Raw genomic sequence first — 22,142 nt, 5'->3', positions numbered from 1 at the left:
CCCATGACCGGTGTGTTGACCCATGATTTCCCCATTCTCCTCATTGATGACGAGCCCTCGTGGCTCCGCAGCCTAGGGCTCCTGCTGGAGCGCGCCGGATTCACCAACCTGCGCAAGCTCAGCGACGGACGCAAGGTGCGCGACATCCTGGCAGACGAAGAGATCGGGATCGTGCTCCTGGACCTCATGATGCCCGACATCCCCGGTGAAGAGCTGATCTCCGTAATCCGGGAAGAGTCCCCGGACACGGTGATTGTGGTGGTCAGCGGCATGAACCAGGTCAGCCTTGCCGTGCAGTGCATGAAGATGGGCGCCAACGACTACATCGTCAAAACCGGCGCTGAGGAACGCATCGTGGCCACGGTGAGAAACGCCGTGAACCTCTGGGAGCTGAAACGGGAGAACCGGGCCATCCGCTCCACCATCAGCAAGGCCCCGAGCAACCCCGAGGCCTTCAGCCATATCGCCACGGCCAACCGGTACATGATCTCCATCTTCAGCTACATCGAATCCCTTGCAAGTTCGCGCCAGCCGGTCCTCATCACCGGAGAGAGCGGAACGGGCAAGGAGCTCGTGGCCCGGGCCATCCACCGGGTCTGCAACCCACCCGGCCCCATGGTGGCGGTGAACGTGGCCGGGCTGGACGACACCATTTTTTCCGACACCCTCTTCGGCCATGTGCGGGGCGCCTTTACCGGAGCCGATGCACGGCGTGCAGGCATGGTGGAAAAGGCCTCGGGGGGCACCCTTTTCCTGGACGAAATCGGCGACCTCTCCGCCCCTTCCCAGGTGAAGCTCCTTCGCCTGCTCCAGGACGGGGACTACTACCCGGTGGGAAGCGACCATTCGGAAAAAATCAACGCCAGGGTGGTCTGCTCCACCCACCAGGACCTCACCATCAAAGGAAAAGAGAGCAAAGAGCGTCGCTTCCGCAAGGACCTCTTCTACCGTCTCCAGACCCACCACATCCATATGCCCCCTTTAAGGGAGCGAAAAGACGATATCCCTGTCCTTCTGGACACCTTCCTTGCCATGGCCGCCGAAGAGACCGGCAAAAAAATCCCGGTCTATCCCCCGGAGCTGCCGGTGCTCCTGGCCACCTACCACTTCCCCGGCAACATCCGGGAACTAAAATCCATGGTCTTTGACGCCGTGGCCCGCCACGGAGGCGGCACTCTCTCCATGGCATCCTTTAAAGAGGCCATGGAAGGACATGCTCCGCACCACCCCGCCGCACAGGCTGTCTCCAGGCAAACGGACGGCAACCCCTTTTCGGGCCTGGACCCCCTGCCCACCCTGGCCGATGCCTCCAGCCTCCTGGTGATGGAGGCCATGGACCGGGCCGAAGGCAACCAGAGCATCGCCGCCCGAATCCTCGGAATCTCCCAGCCAGCCTTGAGCAAGCGCATGAAGCAGCTCAGGGAAAAGCAGGATGAGTAGACAATGGCCCCTGGGCCCCAGCGGCAATCGCATCCGAGCTGGAAAGAATGAAAGAGCCAAAAAACAGGAAACGAAACGTATTTTCTACTGGTCAGCCCAAAAGGGGTATAACCAAAATTATAGCCATAACTTTTGTTATATAAGAAAGTCATCCCCTGTTTTTTGAGCTTTTCCACAATCTGACACCGCCATCTATTCCTTTGGTTATAGCCCCTCACGCATATCCCAAGCTCTGCAAAATAAGATATTTCATCCATCCAATCAGTTTGTTACGAAAATTAGTACATCTTGGCATCGACCTTGCTCTTAAAAAAACTGACTCAGCACCGGAGTCACGGTTTATTTGCGTTTTCCGTTTCTCCGGTCATCAGGATGGAATGCTGCCCTTAAAATCAATTCGGATTTCGAAAGCGCTCACTTGTGCACCGTTGTGTCATTGCTTTCCGGGGGTCGCCAGAACTCGTAACGTGTAACAGGCAGGGGGACATATGAAACTTTGGATGAAAATCATGATCGGTCTGGGCTTAGGTATTGTGGCCGGACTTATCTTTCAGGAAAAAGCGGCACTGGTAAAACCCATCGGCACGCTCTTTATCAACGCCATCAAGATGCTTATCATCCCGCTTATCTTCTCGTCCCTTATCGTTGGCATGACCAGCCTCAAGGACAGCAAGCAGCTGGGTCGCATCGGCCTCAAGACCCTGGCCATCTACCTTGTCACCACAGCCTTTGCCGTCTGCATCGGCCTCCTGGTGAGCACCATCCTCCAGCCCGGCGCGGGCATGATGATCGACATGGGACAGGCCGTCTCCGCCAAGCAGGCGCCCCCCTTCATCGACACCCTGGTGTCCATCGTTCCCAAGAACCCCCTGGGCGCTCTCTCCAGCGGCCATGTGCTTCAGGTCATCTGTTTTGCCATCTTCCTGGGCATCGCCATCAACATCACCGGCGAGAAGGCTGAGCCCTTCAAGAAACTCTGCGAATCCGTGGCAGAGATCATGTACACCCTCACCGCCATTGTCATGGAATTCGCCCCCTACGGCGTCTTCGCATTGATGGCCTATGTGGTGGGACAGTACGGCGCATCCACGCTGCTGCCCCTGCTCAAGGTGATCCTGGCCGTCTACATCGGCGCCATTGTCCATGTTATTTTTGTCTACGGTTCCGGCGTCGGCCTTGTTGCACGCCTGAGCCCCGCCAAGTTCTTCAAGGGCATCGTTGACGCCCAGGCCGTGGCCTTTACCACCACGAGCAGCTCCGGCACCCTTCCCGTGACCATCCGCTGCACCCAGGAGAACCTGGGCGTCTCCAAGAGCGTCTCAAGCTTCGTTCTTCCCATGGGCGCCACGGTGAACATGGACGGTACCGCCATCTACCAGGGCGTGGCCGCTCTCTTCGTGGCCCAGGCCAGCGGCATCGACCTGACCATGTCCAACTACATCACCCTGATCCTCGCCTCCACCCTGGCCTCCATCGGAACGGCCGGCGTACCCGGCGCGGGTCTCATCATGCTCTCGGTGACCCTCTCCTCCATCGGCCTGCCCATGGAAGGGATCGCCCTCATCGCGGGTATCGACCGAATCCTCGACATGGCACGTACCAGTGTCAACGTCACCGGCGACGCCATGACCTCCCTGATCGTTGCCAAGAGCGAAGGTGAGTTCGACAAGGAGATCTTCGACGCCACCGAGGCGGTATAGCCTCAACCCAAAAAGGAAAACCCAGGAGCGTCCGGCCCGCGGAGTCCCCATTCCACGGACCGGACTTCGAGACCTTGCGGGGTCCCCATCCCGCAACGAATCGAACTATCCCCTCCTGATTTTTCATACACATCTCAGAACACTGACACACTTTCTTCTATCCCCATAGAGAAGTGAAAGAGAAAAGGGGCCTTCCCGGGAAACCGGTGGAGGCCCCTTTTCTTTTTTGCACCCTTGCGGCCTTTCTCTAACCCGGATATTTCACGATAACCACCTCATTTATAATAAGGTGCCATTGCTTCGATCCCATGGTTTTCTCGTGAACTATTCGGGCTAAATGAATGAAAAGAGAGAGGTAAAGAATAAGGTGGGGAGGTCAAATGGCAGGCGCGGTTTGAAACGGGAGCACCTTACCATTTGACCAAGGAGGTAGACTCAGAGGGCACCCTTGCCGGAGGCAAGGTCTGGCCAAAAAGGATTTATAGTTTAAGCAAAATAGAGCATTCAAAATGTGAGTCCAGAAGCATTTTCACTGTATCCCCTTTATGAAAATTTCGCCTGGAAACTTTAAATCCGTCCTTTGACACAAAAAGGACATCCTTGGCAAAGGAGTGGTTCACATCACCCATGGTGACAATCCAGGCATCGATGTGATCAATTTTTCCTGTGTACCATCCTCCGCTTATACTTTTCACGTAGGCCATGACGTACTCACCCTGTGACTTCCGAGCCCAGGCCAGCCCCGGGGAAAAAAACCCGTTCGAATAAAACCCCACAACAAAAAACGCCAGGGCCATGACGTAAGCGACCGATTTCTTCATGATCATATCCTCTTTTTAAAATCCTCTGCATTGGTGATGGCATGGGGCTCTGTTTCCCCGTAAAATCGGCATCATCACTCCACAAACCGCCAGTAATAAAGCCCCAGAACCTCGTTCGGGATAGCCATAGACTGGGCAGTGCCGTCGCCGTCATCCTCACCATAAATAAGAACATCCGTGCTCTCCCCTCTTCGGTTGAGAATCGCAGGGGAGTAATAGATATCATCTTTAAACCGCCTGCCCGAAAGCGTGCCGTCGGCATCGTCCACATCCCCGTCGCCATCGGAATCAAAAAAGGGTTCGTCCGGCTGAGACCCATCGCAGGCATTGAGCGTGTAAAACACGGACCCACCCCCTGCCGTGCAGGGAGAGAGCTTGGGAACGATGGAGGCCACGATGGCTTTGCCGTCGAGCAACTGGGTCTTGGTCACCACGCGCTCACCGGTCAACGGCAGGTCCAGGAACCACCCCACATGGGTCCCGCCCTCGTAAGCTCCCGCCTTCACCCACTCTTCGGGCACCAGCCAGTCAATGTCGTGGGAGGTTGAGTGGAGCAAGGCCGACGAAGCAGATGATGTCACGGACTGCTTTAATAAAGTGGCGTCTGTAAAATGCGAAAGGGTCCGCTCGGCGGCGTTGCTTGTGGGCTGCTGCAACGTTCCCAGGTATCGGGAATCCGGAGATTCCCACTCATCCGCCCAGTCCCAGATGCCGTAGATGCTTTGAGTGTCCGTATTGGAGGGATCTTCATTGGCAAGGTAACGACCGGTCCCGAAAATGACCATGACCCCTTTGCGACTCCTGTCACAATGGGACATGACGGCCGGTTTTCCCAAAATGGGCTGTATCTCACCGTCCTTGTTCTTTGCGGTAAACAGGGGGTGACCACCGTAGGCAACATGCCAGGCCCCGGCACTTGAGGACGAAAGGTCGAACTTCCACAGGTTTCCCAGCATATCCCCTGCATAGACGATATCCACGGTGCCGTTAAAGTCCGTATCAATGGGCACCGGAGAACTCAGGCCATTGCATTTTCCATCGGCGGGCACAGCGCTTCCCTCGTTGGTGCCAATGGCGGTAAACAGAGAACCGTTCATGTTCAGCGCATACAAAACGGCCTTTCCGTTCAGGCTGTCGTATCCGTTGCCGACCAGAATGATGTACTGACCGGTGTTGGCCTTGACGATGGCAGGCGCACTGTAGCTGAAGCCCATGTCAGAATCCGTCTCCCCATACGCCGGATACTCCCAGATTGCGGGGATCTGATGTTCTGAAATTTTCGTGGGGTTGGTGATGTCCATGCCATAATACCCCCTGCCCCCTTTGCCCAGCCCACCCACCAGCCAGGTCTTTGCGGAGATGCCGTTTTTGATGGTTCGGAGTTGAACGGTGTTGTCCACAAAATAGGTGTGGGTGTACTCGGAATCGGCGAGGTAGGCCAGATTCTCGGTGACAAAGGAAGGAATATAGGCAAAGAGCTCGTTGCCGTCGGCAGAATCAAAGGCGTGAAGCATGCCGTCATTTGCCCCCACGTAGACCACGCCGTTTTCATACGTCGGCGACGAATTCACGATATCACCCAGCACAAGCCCGTCCCGGTCGCGATATGTTCCGCCTTTGGCCTTTTCCCCGCTGGAGTCGCCCCGGACAAAATCCAAAATGCCCTGGGAAAGGCTCTCCTTCTGCACGTCGGACAGGTTGTCGTACCGAAACGCCGTGCCGCCGCTCTCCCCATTGGTAAGGATGCATCGCGATGAGTCCCACCAGGTCAGGGACTTGGCCGCCATCACCTCCTGGGCGTCCCAGGCCTTGGTCGTGGTCAGCTTCCCGGCTGAATCCGTTCCCAGGTCAAAGGCTTTCAGGTTCCCGGTCCAGTTCGACGAATCAAAATACCCCTGGTACAACTTGGTATCCTGTTTCAGTTCCTGGGAGTTCATGCTCACGCTCGCCCCGCTCATGACCTGGTTCTGGATATCACCGATCACACTCACCAGGGCGTTGGCAAGGGCCTCGCTGTTCCCGGCTGTCATGAATTTTCCCCGGCCGTTGACCGCTGCATGGAACAAATCATCAATTTTAGTCTTGTCCGATGTGGGAGCGGGCCATGCCAGTTCATCCTTCATACCCGGACAGTCCTTCGGACAGTCGTAATTACTGTCTTTCAAGGTGCCCGAAACCCCGAAGGCAACCGTGTAGGTCACCATGTGCTGGTGCTGTGCGGTATCCTTAACGGTAGTCGGCACGTTGTCAGTCAGGTCGGTGCGCAGGTCCCTCTCGTAAAAATGCATGGCGATGTCGGCAAGGGTATCAGACGATTCGTCGGCATACGGCACCCCGTCCCAGGTGGACGTGTCGGATGTGGAGTTTTTGTCCGCGTTGCCCACGGAATAGTCAAAATCTCCATTGTAGTACCCATCGGTCATCACGATGGTGAATGCTTTCTGGCACGTCCCGCCATTTTCTTCAGAGTCAAAAGGTGACGTCCCTATACCTCCGTCTCCTGAGGCCTTGTCGTAATACGCCCCGATGTTATAAAGGGCGTTTCTCAGGTGGGTGCCCCCTTCGGAGTCGATGGCATAGAGCTTTTGCAGCAGGGTATCGGTCAGGTCAGTTCCATCGACATGAATCGATTTTACCCCGGACACCGACCCGTTGTTGATGGCATAAAGCCCCACCTTGACCCCGCTGACCTCGCTGATCACCTGGGCTACCGCCGACTTGGCGGCAAGTTCCCGGTTTCGGCTGTACTGATACCAGTTGGCCATGTTCTGAAGGGCGGCCTGGTAATCGGTAACGGCGATGGCCGAAGGCACGGAGTCGAGAAGCGTCAACGACGCTACCTCGTAATAGTGCTCGTCCCCAGAGTCCGTCACCTCATAGTACTCTGCCGCGCCCCCGCTCAGATTAACGAGATACACCTTGTCACCGGATGTCTGATAATAGTGGGCATAACTCAAATCCACACCATAAATCACGGCGAAATCGCCGGCAGCATCCATGTCACGGGTTCCATAATTAAAATAGGGATGTTTTCTCGTACTCTGGGGATTGGCGTTGGTGTAGAGGGGCCAGGGCTTGTAGGTCACCTCCGGGTTGTAATAGACTTTATTGTACCCCGACCACTGCGTTTTCCAGCATGTACTCACATCGTGAGCCCACGAGTCGACACGGGCCACATTATTGTCACCTAGGATATACCCGGAACTCTTGGCGTCTCCTTTATTCATAAACTTGAAGGAACCGGTATCGCAGAGAATATCAAAATCCATGCTCCCCGAGTCGTCTAAGAGAAACATCACCAGCGGGGGTGCCGCCGCAACCTGGGTCGTCAACGGGGCATCGGCGATGTCCACGCACACCGTGCTGGTTCCACAAACCCTGTCCGCGCTGGAGCAGTCCTGATCGACACCATCCCCGCAGATATCGATGGCATCGGGGTTGACGGATGAATCCGAATCATCGCAATCACCGGCCGTGGTCACCCACACGGCCCCCTCGGGTATGGTGCAGGCAAGATGCGTGTTATCGGCATCACCATACCCGTCACCATCCATGTCGTCATAGTAGAGGACCTTGGCCGAATCCGGGGCGTCCTCATCCGTGAGGCCGTCACAGTCATTATCCATGCTGTCGCACTGATTGTCCTCGGCACCCGGATGGATCGCGGGGTTCGTGTCATTGCAATCACCGGACTGAGTCACCCACCCGCCACCGACTGGGGAAGCCGTGGTGATGTTCGGGTCACCCCATCCGTCTCCATCGCCGTCCCAATAATGCGTCGGCTCATCCGGTTCAAACTCCAGAACCAGCCGGTACGCACCGATATTCTTTCTCTTTTTTACCCCGCGAAGCATGGTATAATACGATCCGGCAGTATCCAAATACCATTCAATCCGAAAGTTACCCTTCTTTCCACCGGTATTGTCACTCTCCAGCATCAAATCATCGTCGTCCGTACTATAGAGATACCCCACGGTCTCCAGACTCGGATTAGAATCCGGGGCCTTAGCATATATCGTGACCGTTCCGGGGGTGTTCACGGAAAATGAATAATAATCCTTGTCGAAACGCCAGTAACGAGGCTCAAGAACCCCATCCCTCACGATACCCGCATCGGTCAACGTGCCCAGATCGTGGGCATGGGCGATAACATCGGCAAAGCCCGTTTCAGCCTCCACCGAAGCGCTCCCCCCCATCACACAAAGGAACAGGCACCCCAAAACAACCGGCAAACACCATCGTTGAGCCATCTTCCTGCAAGCCTTCCAAATATCAGCGAGCCCCATGCATCCCCTCCGTCAATTCGTCTTTTTACAATAGCCCGCCGCCATCTCGACCTTGCCGGAGGAGAGCACGGAACGTCCGTAAATCACGTATTCCCATTTGAGCGGGGAGGTCATATCCAGGCTGGAGCCAGAAGCCACCCCCATGCGCAAACCGCAGAATGCGGCTTTTCCGTCCGTATAGAATGTGGACACCGCAGCGTTGGTATCCGATCCTGAGGTTTGCCATGCGTCCTGTTCCGGCTTAAAACACGTCTCCTCATTGATTCCGTCGGAGAGCCACGACAACCCGGCCGTTGCCGGATCGACGTCATCTGCATGTTCGAGGGCCAGTGCGGCCTCTTTGATGGCCGACTCCGCCCGGTAGAAATTCCGGGTGTAGCTTTGATCGTTGCCGGAAATCTTGAGCTCGGTCTGGGTTGTTGTCAGCGCATTGACCCCCAACAGAGCAACCAGAAAAAGAACGACCAACGCAATGAGAAGGACCGATCCCTCCTCACCTTCCCCATGGGCATACCTGCAACACATCGAATTCTCCCGATTCAAATAAATGGTCCATGTGCTTGATGGCACAGACACACAATGGCTTTTGGAGGGGTCAAATGCCCCGGGCCTTTAAAAACCGATAATCGAAGGAGTGGTCCCTGTCCCCCTCTTTCCATGCAACGGTCACCGTGATATCCCGCCTGTCGGGATCGGTTGTCGGCGAAACAACAACCCACTCCACCCCAAACCCGTCGACCTTTTCTGAGCCGTCCGCAAGGTCGGCTGAGCCGAAGTCAAGGGCCAGAAGCTGTTCGGCACGCTCGGAAGCGACCATGGAGGCCTCGGTGATTTTATAGGCCGTCCCGTTACCTTTGATGGCAGTAATCTGCATGGATGCCGCTCCCAGGATACCCACCGCGAGAATAAGCAGAGCAACCACTACTTCGATAAGGGTAAACCCGTCAGCAGCCCATGAAGAGCCATGAGAACTCACGTTTGTGGGCCGACACGGTATCGTCTCCATCATTGATCGCATCACCTTTCTATTTGTCTTTACATATTCCGGCAATTGAAGACCCCCGTGACCATTTGCCGATAGACCCCGTCAGAAGAGAAATTCAGGGTATTTTCCGTATGATCGTCCGGAAAAGGAAGGGCAAAGGCAGTGGGCGTCGGGTAGCCTTCCACGGAGCTTTCCGTTCTCGCCACGATGGTTACCCTGATGCTTCGAATGTCATTCAGGTGTTTGGCTTCGGGTGCCCAGGTGGTGCTCCCGCTTTTCAGTACATAGATAAACTGCAGGGTTTCAATATCGTCGGCAATGGGTGCTGCGACCCCTGAAACGGTGCGGACAATGCGCTTTACCCCGTCGTCTGCAACGAGATCAAACGCCACGGAGACCAGGTTATCCGTACCTTCTTCAACATAGGTAAAGGTCAGCGCACTCTTGGTTGCCCGCGTAAAACCGGGCTGAAATTCACTGACAATATCGCTGCAGTACCCTGCTTTCATCAGCTCCCTGCCCAGGACATAATGCCCGGCCCGCCAGTTCTGGCGCATGGCGACAATTTTGTCCTGGGTATTTACCGAGTGCAATTGGCTGATATAAACGGCATAGACCGCCGAGATCACCACAGAGCCGATGGCCAGCGCAATGAGAAGTTCCAGCAACGTAAGCCCGGTGTTCATTGAAAGGGTTGCGGTTGATTGAGGACATCGCGCGTTCTCTTCAGGACCCCGCTTCAATTTTCACCCCCCCGGCAGCTGCAAGGATCACATTATGGATCTTGACGCCCCCCGTGTTGGTGACGGAGATGATTCCCGAACTGGCAGGAAGCCCTCGGGCGTTAAAACAGGCCTTTTCATCGGGCAATTCCGTATCGGAAACGGTAATGCCGGACGGCATCTTCCCCTGCTTCACAACGTCCTCGCCTGAATCGTGAACCAAGTTTCCGTTATCGACAAACACCGTGTACCCACTGTTGCTCCCAGTTGTAAACGCCACGACAACAGATGCGTTCTTCGCGATGGCCGTGGAGCGGGCCAGCACCAGCGCCGAGCGAACATCGGCACTGCCGTTTTTCAATCGGCTGGTTTCAACCCATGCAGCGAACTGCGGTGCAGCCAAAGCAGCAAGAATAGAGACAATCGCCACGGTGACCATCAGCTCCAATAAAGTAAAACCAGTGGTTCCGCCAGCAGTTCTTTCCTCATGTTTGATTGATCTGCATGAATTCATTATAAACGCCTCTCCATTCCGAAAGTATTCACACGGCATGCCTTATATTTATTTCAATTATAAAAGCAGCTTTTCACACGAAACGCCTGAAAACTAAGCGCTAAAGGATGTTACCTTGAGAGAAACTTTGTTCCTTGCCATAGCTCAAAAACCCATACGTCCATTCGACAATTCTAAAACCATTATTATAGTCAAACAACTTGTTTGACAATATGTTTTTTACTCAGAAGACGTTGCGAGGGGTTATTCAAACAGTGTCTCATTCAGTAAATGAATCAAGAGCCGCATATATCCTGCTTCTCCGCAGTTAGAAAAAAAGAGAAAAAAAAGATGGGAGATAAACTCAGGGGCATCAGACAGGCGGCCCGGGGGAATGCCTTATTTCTTGCCCGCGCATAGATCATCAAGGAAGGAATCCGGCGAAGGCTGAAGGGTCCCAGGAATAAAATGACAAACATGACGTTTTTGGAAAAAACCGGAGAGGCGCAGAAAACACCATAAAGAAAGGCAATACCCATAGCCCGGATATTTCACGAGTCGAGTGGGCTCATGTGCAAGGCATCGGAGCTGCAGATGTAGTTTTTTACCTCAAGGCTCTGATAACGCAGCAGATGAATACACCCGACTCGCCTGAAGGGTGAGAAAATCAAACAGCAAACCCTGATTTACATTTTACATTTTCAAAATAGCTGTTTTTTTATTATAGCATTCTGAAATCATATAGCTTTTATCTTGGCTGCTTGTTTTCTCATGGAATATCCGGGACAGGGATCTGCGAACCTGCCACGCCCCCGGTGGGTAAGCCCTGAAACATAGGCCTGAACCCTTGGTGATGCCGCCCAATAAAAAACCCGTCTCCCATGCGGGAACGGGTGCACCATATTAGCTGTCACGAAAAAACCTGATGTGAATCGTTTCGCCATACCGGCCCTGCCTTCGCCGCCAGGTTGCGAATGCTTTCCCTTCGTGGCCCGAGGTGAAAGCATTCGCAAAAATTCTCACAACATGAACCCAAACCTGTTTGTCAAACGCTTTGCCCCCGGCTGGACCGCCGGAGGCAAACGTGACCTGAATAGTTACGGCAGCTTTCTACCAGCTGAAAGGCAAGGTTTTTTGAAAGGTAAGGCGGGAAGGCAAATCGGTTCCACGGCCCTCCCCGGAGGTGAGCCGTAACCTGCCCAGCAGGATGGCGGGAGGCCACCCATACGCACGCTTACAAGGAATCCACAGCGTGGAGAAGTGCCGTGTTCTCCTCGGCCGTGCCGATGGTGATGCGCACAAAGGGGGTCAGCCCCTCTTTGTTAAAGAAACGCACCAGCACGCCCTGGGCTTTGAGGCCTTCGTAGACGGCTTTGCCGTCGCGATCCGGGGCCCCTGCAAAGACAAAGTTGGCTTCAGAGGGCAGCACCTTCCACCCCTTAGCGGAGAGGGCCTCGGAGACACGTTCCCGCTCGGCCATGACCATGCTGCGTGTTTTGTCAAACCATTCCCGGTCCGCCATGGCGGCCATGCCCGCTTTCTGGGTCAGGGTGTCCACGGGGTAGGAGTTGAAGGAGTCCTTCACCGCATAAAGGGCCTGGATCAGCTCCTCGCTGCCCATGGCCCACCCCAGGCGGCTTCCGGCCAGGGAGTAGCTCTTGGAGTAGGTCCGCACCACCAGGAGGTTGGGGAACCGGTCGATTAGGGCAACGGCGCTTTCGCCCCCGAAGTCGATGTAGGCCTCATCCACCACCACCACGCGATCCTCTGGCCAGCGCTCCATAAGGCGCGTCACCTCATCCAGGGAGAGAAGCATCCCAGTGGGGGCGTTGGGGTTGGGAAAAATAAGCCCGCACCCCTGCTCAGCCAGGAAACGATCGATGTTGACGAGGTAATCCCCATCCAGGGCCACCTTTTTGTAATCGATGCCGTAGTAGTCGCAGTACACGGGGTAAAAGCTGTAGGTATGCTCAGGAAAAAGAAGGGGCCCCCTGGACGAATCAAAGAAGGCGAAAAAGACAAAGGAGAGGATCTCATCGGACCCGTTGCCCACCATCACCTGCTCCCGCTTGATACCGTGGGTCTCTGCGATGAGACGGCACAGGGCGTCTGCATTGGGATCGGGATATCGTCGGAGGTTCTCCACATCATAGGATCGGAGCGCCTCGGCCACACCCGGTGCCGGGGCATAGGGGTTTTCGTTGGTATTGAGCTTGATGTAACTGCGATCCTGGGGCTGTTCGCCGGGAACATAAGGGGTCAGCTTCGTGAAACGTTCGGAGTACATTCTGGTGGGGCTCCCATCTGTCGTCATGGTCGAAAACCTGCCCCGTCAGCCGTCTGGCCAACGGAACAGGTGGTGTCTCGTGCGTTTTAGAGCATCCTTTATAGCACCGACCATACGTCCCGGCAAGGCAACCCCACGGGGGCATGACCAAAAAGCCCCGGCCCGTCCATTGCCCTGGCCCTGCCCCCCATGATTGAAAGAGCAAAACGGCTTATCGCTTTTGGATCACATAGGCAAAAAGAGTGCCGTCCTTGCGGGCCACGCCTTTAACATAGACACGGTCCCGACGCTTGAAGCGAGAAAGCTTCGCCGCATTCCCCGACGCATCGAGGAGCTTCGTTTTGGTACGGGTGCCGTCATGGAACCAGGAACCGATCACAAAGGTGGACTCACCGATGAGCATCCATGTGCCGTCGGCAGAGACCTCCATCACCTGCGCCATTTTTTCTACCACCCGCTTGTCGTCATATGCCCTGGAGTTTGCCCCCCGGTCCATTGAGGCAGGCACCTCAAGAACAAGGGTACGGGAATCCCCTGCCCAGGCAACGGCGGCCGCACCGGCAGTTACAATCACCGCTGCCAGGAGAACAACTCCGATTTGTTTCAGCATCATCCGCCTCCTAACGTGTTTGTTTCCAGTAAAAATAATCAACCCGGTCATCTTTGGCTGCGTCCCAGTTCATGGGCCCCACCTGGATCTTCGTTCCGTTAAATATGGGTTTGGCGATGGGAAGGTTCCCCGGAAGCTCGGTGGACCGGCTTTTCGTGGATCCGCCCCAGGTGGTTACGGCCTTGCCGTCAAAGGCGCTCACCGCGTAAAGTCGCCCGACACCGCGGGCCCCTGCCCCTGCACACGGATCCGCATCTGAATCGGAACTGCTTTCCGAGGTAGGCGTATAGGTCGTGAAGTACACGACCCCCGAATTCACAAGGGCCCTGGAAACAACTTTCTCGTTGGTATTGGGAAAGTTGAAATACCACCCTTTTTTGGTTTTCAAGACATCTGCGTACGAAGCAGACTCATCGGTGACATTGACCAGGTCGCTGTCCGTCAAATCACTGTCCCAGAGGGTGTTCCGAACCCCATAGAACCGGTTGGACTCGGTGCCCAGGGGGTTGGCCCGGTTACCGGTGCCGAAATAGAGGGTCTCCACCCCGGACACCTCCGCCGGTACCGGCGCATAGAAAAGCTTTCCGGAATCGCATGAAAACAAACGGTTCCGATACGCCCAGGTACCATCCGGAGCCTTGGCCTCCACCACGCGGCTCCCGTCTCTTACGGTGTCCAGCACATCGTCGGCCACCACGAACACCTGCCCTGCCATATCCCCGGCATAGACGCGAGTGGTGATGCCGTCGGCATCGGTATCCACGGTATACAGATCCACGATGCTGTGGGTCATCTTGTTAAAGTTACCGTGGTTGACCTTAAGCCCGGTAAAGCTGCCGTCCGAGGCTTTCACGGCAAACAGAGCCCGGCCCATTTCCGGAACGGTGCCGACGCCAGAGCTCGCCTCCTGCTTAACCTGATTGTAGCCCCCGGGCATGACAAACACCTTGGCATCGGTGGTGGAGCTCAACTTGATACGGCAGTAGGCCGGCCGCCCCCAGGTCTGTCCCAGGGCTTCGCCCCCTGCCGTTGTCACCTCATATTTCCACTTGGGCTCACTGTACGATGAGATATCCAGGGCGTAATACCTGTACCCGCCCCTGCGTTCTCCCACCAGAAGGGTATCCGGTGAGAACAGGGTGGTACCGCTCATGAGGCTACCGTAGGAGACGGAAGGAGAACCGTCCACATAGTAATCGTAATTGTTATCAGAAAGCCGGTCCAGCCGATCCAGCTGACCGGGTGGAACAAAGGCCCAGAGCTCTTCCCCGTTGGCGTCGTTGATGGCCCGGAACAACCCGTCGTTGGAGCCAAAATAGATCACCGACGAGCTGGTGGAGTAATGCACCACCACCGGTTCGGAATGAATAATGGAACCGATGGGCCACCCACCAACGCCCTCCTTCACCGCGGTAATGGCATCGGTGGTTACCCCGAGGTCCAGCAAATCAGAATTGGAGGCATCAAACCGGTTGGCAATGTTTGTCAGGCTCTTCTCACTGCCCCCCGTATACGTATAAAAATTGCGGGAAGTCTGTTCCTGAATTCGCTCACCCGCCCCCCCTTTCAACACATCGGCACCATCGCTGGACGCCTGTGTCCAAAGGGACCTGCTGTTCTCTTTCATGGTGCCGTCGGTGTTGACTGCGTTGTTGCCCAGGGCATCCAGGACATCGCCCGACTCGGAGAGGGTGTACTTCTTAAGGTTCCCCTTCCAGTCGCCAGCCTGAACGGGTTTGAAAAAGGCAAGGTAAATGGAGTCGGCTTCTGCCGTCCGGTACTCCCGGTTTACCGGCACCACCGGGGCCACGAAGGTGGAGGACTCTTCGGCAATGGTGCTCATGATCTGCTGAAAAGCTTCTTTCAAATCCGAAGCCCTGGAGGCCGTATGGTAGGTTCCCCCACCGTCAATGGCCGCCCGGTTGAGCAGGTCGTGATCCAGGGTAAACCCGATGGTGTGGGTGATGACATTCTGCTTGGCAAAAGAGGTCCCCGTCCCCATGGAGCTCACCAGGTCCTCGTTGTAAAGGAACATGGCCACGTCATCCAGGAAATCGGTGGTCCCGTAGTAGGAGTCGTCCGAGGGGTAACGATGGACACTGCCGTCGGCGTTGAGATCCCTGTCGTCGTCGTCGTAGTCCCCGATGGTCTTGCCCATGTATTTGTTTGTTCCGTAGAGGAGACTGGATTCGTCGCAGGTGGCCTCTCCATCGGTAAAAAGGATCACGTAGTTCTTCTGGCAGGAGTACTCGATGGGGCTGACATAATTTGAACTGGTATGGCTGAAATAGCCTGTCTTTCCTGCAAAGTAGAGCCCGGCTTCAGCAAGGGCTTCGGCAAGGGGGGTACCACCATTGGCGGTGAGGTCATCGACTTTGGAGGAGATGACCGAATTGTCCGTGCCGCAGGACGAGATGAGGCGACCTCCGTCGCAGCTGTTCAGCTTCATCAGGCCGAAGCGGACCCCGGTGGTCTCGGCGAGGAGCTCCTTTACCACATCCTGAGCAATTTCCAATCGTGTCCTGTCAGAGGCCACGGGCCGCTCCAGAAAATTCCTGTAGTTGCCGATGCGCATCCATGTTTTCCACTGTCGCCGCCCCGAGCGCATGGTCACTTCTGCATACCCGACGCTCAACAAGGTTGCCTCAATGGCGTCGTTGCCGATGTCGTCCACATCATTGCTGTACAACTTCCAGCGAGAACCGGACTTGTAATACACGGCCCTGCTCGGGTGCGAACCGGAGTAGACCGTGTCCGGATCATAGGTATCGCTGACGCCGTCGGAGGGGGCACTGCCTTCGACGGTTTCAGACATACTGCCCGAGGTGTCGAAAATAATCAGCACGTTGGGTTCAATGGTCACGGACTGGGTGCCGTAGATGGCAATATCGTCGGCCAGGGCGGTCAGGGGGCAGGTGAGAACCAGCCAACACAAGATGAGAGCATGCCTGAATTTCATTGTTTCCTCCGTGGGATCAAATTCCCTGCAAATGTTCCACTTTAACCAGCTCTTCCTGCATATCCACACCGCACTGAAGAACCACGCCCGTCAGCGACGCCTTGGGATTGGCGGCACTGTAAACCGTGGGATCGATGGCTGTGGCGGTAACAGCATACCGCCGCGTTCGGTACACGCCCTTTTCAGACCCCTTGGGCGCTGGCCCGATATGGGCCAAAGAGGGAATGTCTTCGGCGGCTGCCGACAACGTGCTTGCCTGCTTGTTGGCCAGCAGCAAAATGGCACGCACCTCGATCCAGGCCACGGGAATCCCCGCATCGTTTGTCACCGGAGAGGCAAACTCGACCCCGCCGTTTCTCGGATCGCGGTCCCTTAATGGCAGATGGGTGGAATCCTTCAGGTAGAGCCGGTTCCCCTCCGAGTCCGCCTCGTTGGCATAGATCCGGTCAAACATGGCCACGGCGTCAAAGAGGCCCGCTTCCGCATTGTAGAAATTGCGTTTGCTCACCCTGTCGTTGCCGGCAATCTTCAATTCCGTGACGGAGCTGTTCATGGCCGATATGCAAATAACGGTCACCAGCACAAGAAGCACCAGGACCACAAGCAGGGCACTGCCCTCCTCTCCCGAGGGGTACGCGCCCCGTTCTATGTCCTGCGTCATGGGCCCTCCTTTCCGCGTCAGAGGCCTGTGGATGATATGAATATTCAATGCATTGTCCTCACCACCACCTGGGAGACCCGATGTGTTTTCCCCTCTTCCGTCCAGAGCACCGTGAGGTTGACGGTCTTGCTCATTTTGTCCGAGGCATCGGTCACGACCCAGTTGACGGTGTACCCGTCGGCGGTGGCGGTATGCATGTCTTCCGGTGTATCCGGGTCGTTTGCGGCCAGATCGCTGTCAACGGTCTCTTCCGTCCACACAGCGCTCATGATCTGCTCCACGCGATCGCTTGCATAATTGGCAGCTTCCGTCATGGAGCGGGCCTGGGCATTTGCCTTCATGGCATGAACCTGCATCAGGGCAAGTCCCAGAAGCCCCACCAGCAGAATCACCGAAGCCACCATCACCTCAATGAGGGTCATCCCCGCCTCGTCGTGTCCAATGGAAGTGCAGCGCACCGGTTTCGTCATTCGTCTATCCCCCGATTTCTGCAGCGCACCGTTCGCCTCAGAAGGCGACGCCGATACCCGTCATTGTATGGCCCCCACGTACTGGTGTAGCCCCTGTACGTTACACTGTTGGAAAAACCCGAATCTTTGGTCCGGCTACGCGCCAGAAGCGCCATGCGCACGGCAATGACACGTTCTCGATCCGTTGGGACGGAGACAGTGCTTCCGTCGTCAAGGACGTAGTTGAACTCCAGGGCTTCCATGTTTTCCCCCACAACGACCCGGCTCGTTCCGACCACACGCACCAAATCCTGATCGCCGTCTCCGTCTTCGTCGTTCAGGGTGTAGCTGATGGTTTCAAGGGTCATGGGCCGGGAGGCTTCGTCCGCTTCGTCGGTGTCCCCGTCCCCGTCGTCGTCCACGCCGTTGGCTTCCGCCTCAACCGAGGTGGTGAAGGTCAACGTGGAGGCCGTTGCAGCCGTGATCCCCGCATCGGTGGTCCCCTCGGGGTCGTAGCCCGCCATACGGATATCAGAGCCCATCATGACCATGGCAGCCCTCAGATTCTGCTGAATGTCGAGGACCCGTTCCTGGGTCAACCGGGTTTGGACCTGGGTGTTGTAGAAAAAGTACGCCGCTGCAACGATAATCACGGAGATTGCCATAGCCACGAGCAATTCGAGAAGTGTAAAGCCCTTCCGACAGGTCATCGCGTTCATCCTGTGCATCCTTACATCATTTCAACCCGGCTGTTGCCGGCGCTGTTGAGAACCACGCGCACCGCTTTGCCGTAAACGTTCGTCATTCGGACCTCACCGTTTCGTCCGGTGGTGAGCCCACGGCTGTCAAAGTGGGTTTGCAGTTTGTCCAGGGTTCCTGTTCCCCCCAAATCAAACCGGGCACTGCCGATGGTGACCTGATTCGACAGGCTCCCGGAGGCAATAACCCTTTCGCCGGTGTCCTGGACCCTGTCCCCGTCTTCATCCACAAAGGCGGCGTAAGTCCCGCTGGGACCCGTTCCCTCGGAAAAGGCAACAACCACATCGCCGCCCACTTTGATGGCCTCCAGCCGTGCCAGCTGAAAAGCCGAATGGATGCTCCGTACCGATGCGGAGAGTCGCTGGGACGCAGCCCACTGCTTGACCTCCGGCGCGGCCAGACCTGCAAGGACCGTGATTAGCCCCACGACCACCATCAATTCCAGCAGGGTAAACCCCTTATTATTATTCATATGTGTTTCCTCGGCCGAAACGACCCTGAGATTCCGAACAACCGACGACCAAAAAGATGAAACGTTATACAGTAAATTTACTTATCAGCCGGTTGGCCCCAACGACTTGAAGCAGAGAGGATCATTGACTTTTTTTGACTTAATTACACAAATTCACACGCAAGGCGACTCACAGTATCCAGACTGATTCGCTGCCGGCGACAAAGGCTCTGCACAACCGGTTTTGCATCGAATCAACGTTCATAATTCTACATTTCTAAAATTATCACTATCTCGTAATAAGTCGTTTGACAACACTTTTTTTAAGTCGCAGGGAACAAAAAAAGGCCCTCGATAAGGAAAACCTTTCCGAGAGCCTTTTACTTGTCTGTTTTATTGCATAATCTATCAGGGTGATGTCACCCAAAATCCCTGAAAAACATTGCCTGAACCCACATCCTGATTCATGGCCGTAAGGAAAAGATAGTCGTTCAGCACAAACGGTTGTTTCGCATTAAGTAAAGGACGTCCGTAATAGTCCAGCACCGGGCCCAGGGTTGCCCCGCGGGTTTTGTAGAGGCACCGTTTCCCTTCCAGGGGGTGATCCGCCAGAAAGTAGAGGGCATCGCCAACGGTTCGCAGGGAACCTGCGAGCCCTGTGATCTCCCCGGGTGCCAGAGACGAAAGAGGTGTTGCCTGAAGGCCCCCGGCCGGTAGCTGCCATATGCCCCGGCTCTCCGATACATCGGCAATCATCCACAATAGCCCCCCGACACCGCAGAATTCGTCGGGGTTGGTCAAACTCCCGCCTTCGGCATCTGTGGGAACGGTCACGGTGTTGTCTGAAACAGAGAATCGAATGAGGCGATGCTCGGCCTGCCCTTCAGGAAGGGCGGAAAAATAGATCAGATCCCCGGTGCGATGATAGTTCTCCGGTGCCAGAAGGACGCCTTGGGGGCTTTCCAGAGGGTCACCGGCCTCGCTTTGGCCAGCAGCCAGCAGCCAAAGGCGCGAAGGCCCCGAGCCTCCGGCGACCTGGGCGGCAAAAAGCAAAGATCCCTCCACAGGGTACAACCCCTCAGGGTTTTCGACCCCGGGGACCTGAACCACCTCACCGCTGCTCTCCCGAACCCGCAGGTCGCCGCCAACCCGGAAGAAAACCCGGTCTCCCGCTGTGGCAAGGGCAAGACCGGCATCGGAGCCTTCCACATACGGCCCCACCACCACGACGTCATGGTTCTCGTCTGTGACGGCCTCGGTGTTGTCCTTGGTTCCGGAGGTTTTCCAGAGTTGCCACTCGTCGCTTTTAACGGCAAGGAAAAAGACCGCATCCGGGCCCGCCGCAAAAAAACGGGGGAAGGCAACCGTCTCCCCGTTGCGATCCGTCAACCGCTCGGTGGAGTCCAGGGTCCCGCGGGTGACCCACAGGGATCGGTCGTTCTCTTCGTCCCGGGCCGAAAAATAAAGGCGATCGTCATGGACAAACAGCCCTTCAGGGTCGCTGCCCCCATAGCCGGGAAAGATATCCGCAAGCACCTCCACACCACCTTCGGCGTTGAAGGTAAAAAGTTCGCGTCCGTACTCTCCGGAGGTGGCCACCATGACGGCCCGCCCCCCCACGCGAACCATCTGGTCCACATCGGGGTCCACATAAGGGTTCAGGTTATCCGTCAATCGGGTGCCCGCCTCTGTGCCGTCGCTCTGCCAGAGTTCGCTCCCACGGACGCCGTCATCGGCCCGGAACCACAGGGTGCCGTCCAGGTTTTTCAACATCTCGGGGTAACTCCCTTTTTCACCGACACGGATATCCCGGAGCCTGAAGGTGGTGTTAAACTCGCCTTCGCTGAACCAGAGTTCCTTGTCGAACGCACTCTCCTCGGCGGGAAAGATCACCCCGCCACCAAAGGGGACCATGGGGCCGATGCCGCTGCCTGCCTCTCCGGGCCGGATATCCCGGACAAGGACGGTTCCCTCTTCAGTGCCGTCGCTCTTCCAGAGTTCAAATCCTTCTCCATGAGTTTGTGCCTTGAAATAGAGCACACCGTTTGCCCCGGCAAGTTGGGCGGGCTGGCTCCCCAGGGACGGCTCCGTCAAGATGTCCTTCACGCAGACCGTGCCTTCACCGGTGCCGTCACTCCGCCAGAGTTCCCGGCCATGTTCCATGGTGTCAGCGGCGAAAAAGAGAGTGTCACCGGCCACGGCAAACCCGCCGGGCGCACCGGAAGCTCCCCCCGGAGCGATCTCTTTGAGCAGGGCGGGCCCGGCGTCCCCGTCCACCACCCACAACTCCGATCCATGCCCGGCCAGGGTGGCTCGAAAATAGAGACAGCTCCCGTACACCACCATCTCCTTGGGGCTCCCGGAGGCGTCTCCGGGGTTGATGTCCTGCAAAACAGCGGTGGTGCCCTCCACCCGCCAGAGCTCTCGCCCGGCATCGGAGGTGAATGCGGAAACATAGAGGCGACCGTTGTACGCCGTACCGAACTCGGGGTTCTGCAGCGCCCCCTCCCCTTCGGCCCGAGTCACTTCCTCGGCAGCACTTGCATCATCTCCCTGCCGCCACAGGGTGACCTCTTCTTCCACGGTGCCGTTGGCAGCAAAATAGAGGGCCTCCCCGACGGCCGTAAGGTAAGTGGGAACACGGCCAGGAACCGGCTCGTCATCTTCTTCCTCACCGTCGGGGGCGGGCACTTCCGGCCCAGCCAACCGGGGAGCCTGACCGGCCCTCATCACCCACAGCGCCCTGCCGTGTGTGCCGTCATCGGCGGAAAAATAGAGGCACGGGCCACACACCGTGAGTTCCATGGGCAAACTGCCCTTGTCCCCGGCATGGATGTCCGCCACCTGCTCAGCCGGAGCATTGCCCTGTTTACGCCACAGCTCCCGGCCATACTCCGGGGAGTAGGCAGAAAAATAGACGGCACCTTCAAAGGCCGTGAACCCGTCGGGGGAGCTGTGGCGGTCCAAGGCACCGTCAAAGGGAAGCATCCGGGTAGGAAAGGTATGAAATGACCACTCCTTGGAAGCGGCCACACTCTCCCCCTCGTCGTTGAGGGCTTCCACCTTCCACGTGTAGGTCGTGTTGTCGGACAGCTGGAGCGGCCGATAAGACTGGGCCGTTGTGGACAGGGTCATCACAGTCTGTTTGATTCCGTCCACCTCCGTAGAAACCGTAACCCCCCACCGGGACTCCCCTTTGGTTTTGCTGGGACTCCAGGCAAGGGAAAACTCTTTGTTGAGAAGCGTGGCACCATGGACCGGTGACTCCAGGGACACCTCGTCAGAACTCCCGACGGGATCCGGTGTCCCCGAGGACCCGCCGCTGCTTCCACAGGCACCCACTGCCAGGGACATCAAAAACAACACTCCGAATCGTAGGATGAAAGCCATGGTTATCTCCGGAAATGGTGAATAGGTAACGGGCCAACTCAGAACAGAGGAACCATATAACAAACACTAAATCTATTACACAAACAATGTTCGCAAACAAGACAAAAAGAAACAGTACTCTTCCACAAG

General features: G+C 56.4%; 16 protein-coding genes and 1 pseudogene. 2 read left to right on the top strand and 15 right to left on the bottom strand.

Features of this window, described 5'->3' with window-relative positions:
- The first annotated feature begins 3 nt into the window (after positions 1-3).
- The gene (locus MSL71_RS13950) at positions 4-1,440 is read left to right on the top strand and encodes a sigma-54-dependent transcriptional regulator (protein ID WP_180141320.1); all 1,437 of its coding nucleotides are present in this window, start codon (positions 4-6) and stop codon (positions 1,438-1,440) included.
- A 488-nt stretch (positions 1,441-1,928) separates the two neighbouring features.
- Positions 1,929-3,140 (top strand): dicarboxylate/amino acid:cation symporter, encoded by a 1,212-nt coding sequence (locus MSL71_RS13945; RefSeq protein WP_180141319.1) that lies wholly within the window; start codon positions 1,929-1,931, stop codon positions 3,138-3,140.
- Between the two features lie 479 nt (positions 3,141-3,619).
- Here the strand turns inward: MSL71_RS13945 and MSL71_RS13940 are convergent, their stop codons facing one another.
- From MSL71_RS13940 to MSL71_RS13875, 15 genes and pseudogenes are all read right to left on the bottom strand, one after another.
- Positions 3,620-3,961, bottom strand: a complete 342-nt coding sequence (locus tag MSL71_RS13940; protein WP_180141317.1) for a hypothetical protein — start codon at positions 3,959-3,961, stop codon at positions 3,620-3,622.
- Positions 3,962-4,035: 74 nt separating this feature from the next.
- Positions 4,036-8,139, bottom strand: coding sequence for a PilC/PilY family type IV pilus protein (locus MSL71_RS13935; RefSeq protein WP_180141315.1), 4,104 nt, complete (start codon positions 8,137-8,139; stop codon positions 4,036-4,038).
- A gap of 120 nt (positions 8,140-8,259) precedes the next feature.
- A complete protein-coding gene (locus MSL71_RS13930) occupies positions 8,260-8,772 on the bottom strand; it encodes a PilX N-terminal domain-containing pilus assembly protein (protein ID WP_180141313.1) in 513 nt (170 codons plus the stop codon).
- A gap of 70 nt (positions 8,773-8,842) precedes the next feature.
- Positions 8,843-9,121: a type IV pilus modification PilV family protein gene (locus MSL71_RS13925; RefSeq protein ID WP_246317793.1), complete on the bottom strand. Its 279-nt coding sequence runs from the start codon at positions 9,119-9,121 to the stop codon at positions 8,843-8,845.
- Between the two features lie 9 nt (positions 9,122-9,130).
- A pseudogene (locus MSL71_RS26935) lies at positions 9,131-9,253 on the bottom strand (type IV pilus modification PilV family protein); the annotation flags it as partial.
- 29 nt (positions 9,254-9,282) lie between these two features.
- A complete protein-coding gene (locus MSL71_RS13920; protein WP_180141309.1) occupies positions 9,283-9,918 on the bottom strand; it encodes a prepilin-type N-terminal cleavage/methylation domain-containing protein in 636 nt (211 codons plus the stop codon).
- Positions 9,919-9,958: 40 nt separating this feature from the next.
- Positions 9,959-10,468 (bottom strand): GspH/FimT family pseudopilin, encoded by a 510-nt coding sequence (locus MSL71_RS13915; protein WP_180141307.1) that lies wholly within the window; start codon positions 10,466-10,468, stop codon positions 9,959-9,961.
- A 1,213-nt stretch (positions 10,469-11,681) separates the two neighbouring features.
- The gene (gene hisC / locus MSL71_RS13910; protein ID WP_180141305.1) at positions 11,682-12,734 is read right to left on the bottom strand and encodes a histidinol-phosphate transaminase; all 1,053 of its coding nucleotides are present in this window, start codon (positions 12,732-12,734) and stop codon (positions 11,682-11,684) included.
- A gap of 211 nt (positions 12,735-12,945) precedes the next feature.
- Positions 12,946-13,347 (bottom strand): hypothetical protein, encoded by a 402-nt coding sequence (locus MSL71_RS13905; protein WP_180141303.1) that lies wholly within the window; start codon positions 13,345-13,347, stop codon positions 12,946-12,948.
- Between the two features lie 7 nt (positions 13,348-13,354).
- Positions 13,355-16,303: a pilus assembly protein gene (locus tag MSL71_RS13900; protein ID WP_180141301.1), complete on the bottom strand. Its 2,949-nt coding sequence runs from the start codon at positions 16,301-16,303 to the stop codon at positions 13,355-13,357.
- 16 nt (positions 16,304-16,319) lie between these two features.
- Positions 16,320-16,964 carry a PilX N-terminal domain-containing pilus assembly protein gene (locus tag MSL71_RS13895; RefSeq protein WP_180141299.1) on the bottom strand — a complete coding sequence of 215 codons (645 nt, stop codon included), beginning with the start codon at positions 16,962-16,964 and terminating at the stop codon, positions 16,320-16,322.
- 44 nt (positions 16,965-17,008) lie between these two features.
- A complete protein-coding gene (locus tag MSL71_RS13890) occupies positions 17,009-17,434 on the bottom strand; it encodes a type IV pilus modification PilV family protein (RefSeq protein ID WP_180141297.1) in 426 nt (141 codons plus the stop codon).
- A complete protein-coding gene (locus MSL71_RS13885; protein WP_180141295.1) occupies positions 17,431-18,132 on the bottom strand; it encodes a prepilin-type N-terminal cleavage/methylation domain-containing protein in 702 nt (233 codons plus the stop codon). Before MSL71_RS13885 ends, MSL71_RS13890 begins: the two co-directional genes overlap by 4 nt.
- A gap of 11 nt (positions 18,133-18,143) precedes the next feature.
- Positions 18,144-18,644, bottom strand: coding sequence for a GspH/FimT family pseudopilin (locus MSL71_RS13880; protein ID WP_180141293.1), 501 nt, complete (start codon positions 18,642-18,644; stop codon positions 18,144-18,146).
- A gap of 387 nt (positions 18,645-19,031) precedes the next feature.
- On the bottom strand, positions 19,032-22,013 hold the full coding sequence (locus tag MSL71_RS13875; RefSeq protein ID WP_180141291.1) for a hypothetical protein: 2,982 nt from the start codon (positions 22,011-22,013) through the stop codon (positions 19,032-19,034).
- Positions 22,014-22,142 lie beyond the last annotated feature (129 nt).

This window comes from Desulfoluna butyratoxydans, from assembly GCF_900699765.1.
Taxonomy (GTDB): Bacteria; Desulfobacterota; Desulfobacteria; order Desulfobacterales; family Desulfolunaceae; genus Desulfoluna; species Desulfoluna butyratoxydans.
This window is presented reverse-complemented; position numbering and strand designations above follow the sequence as displayed.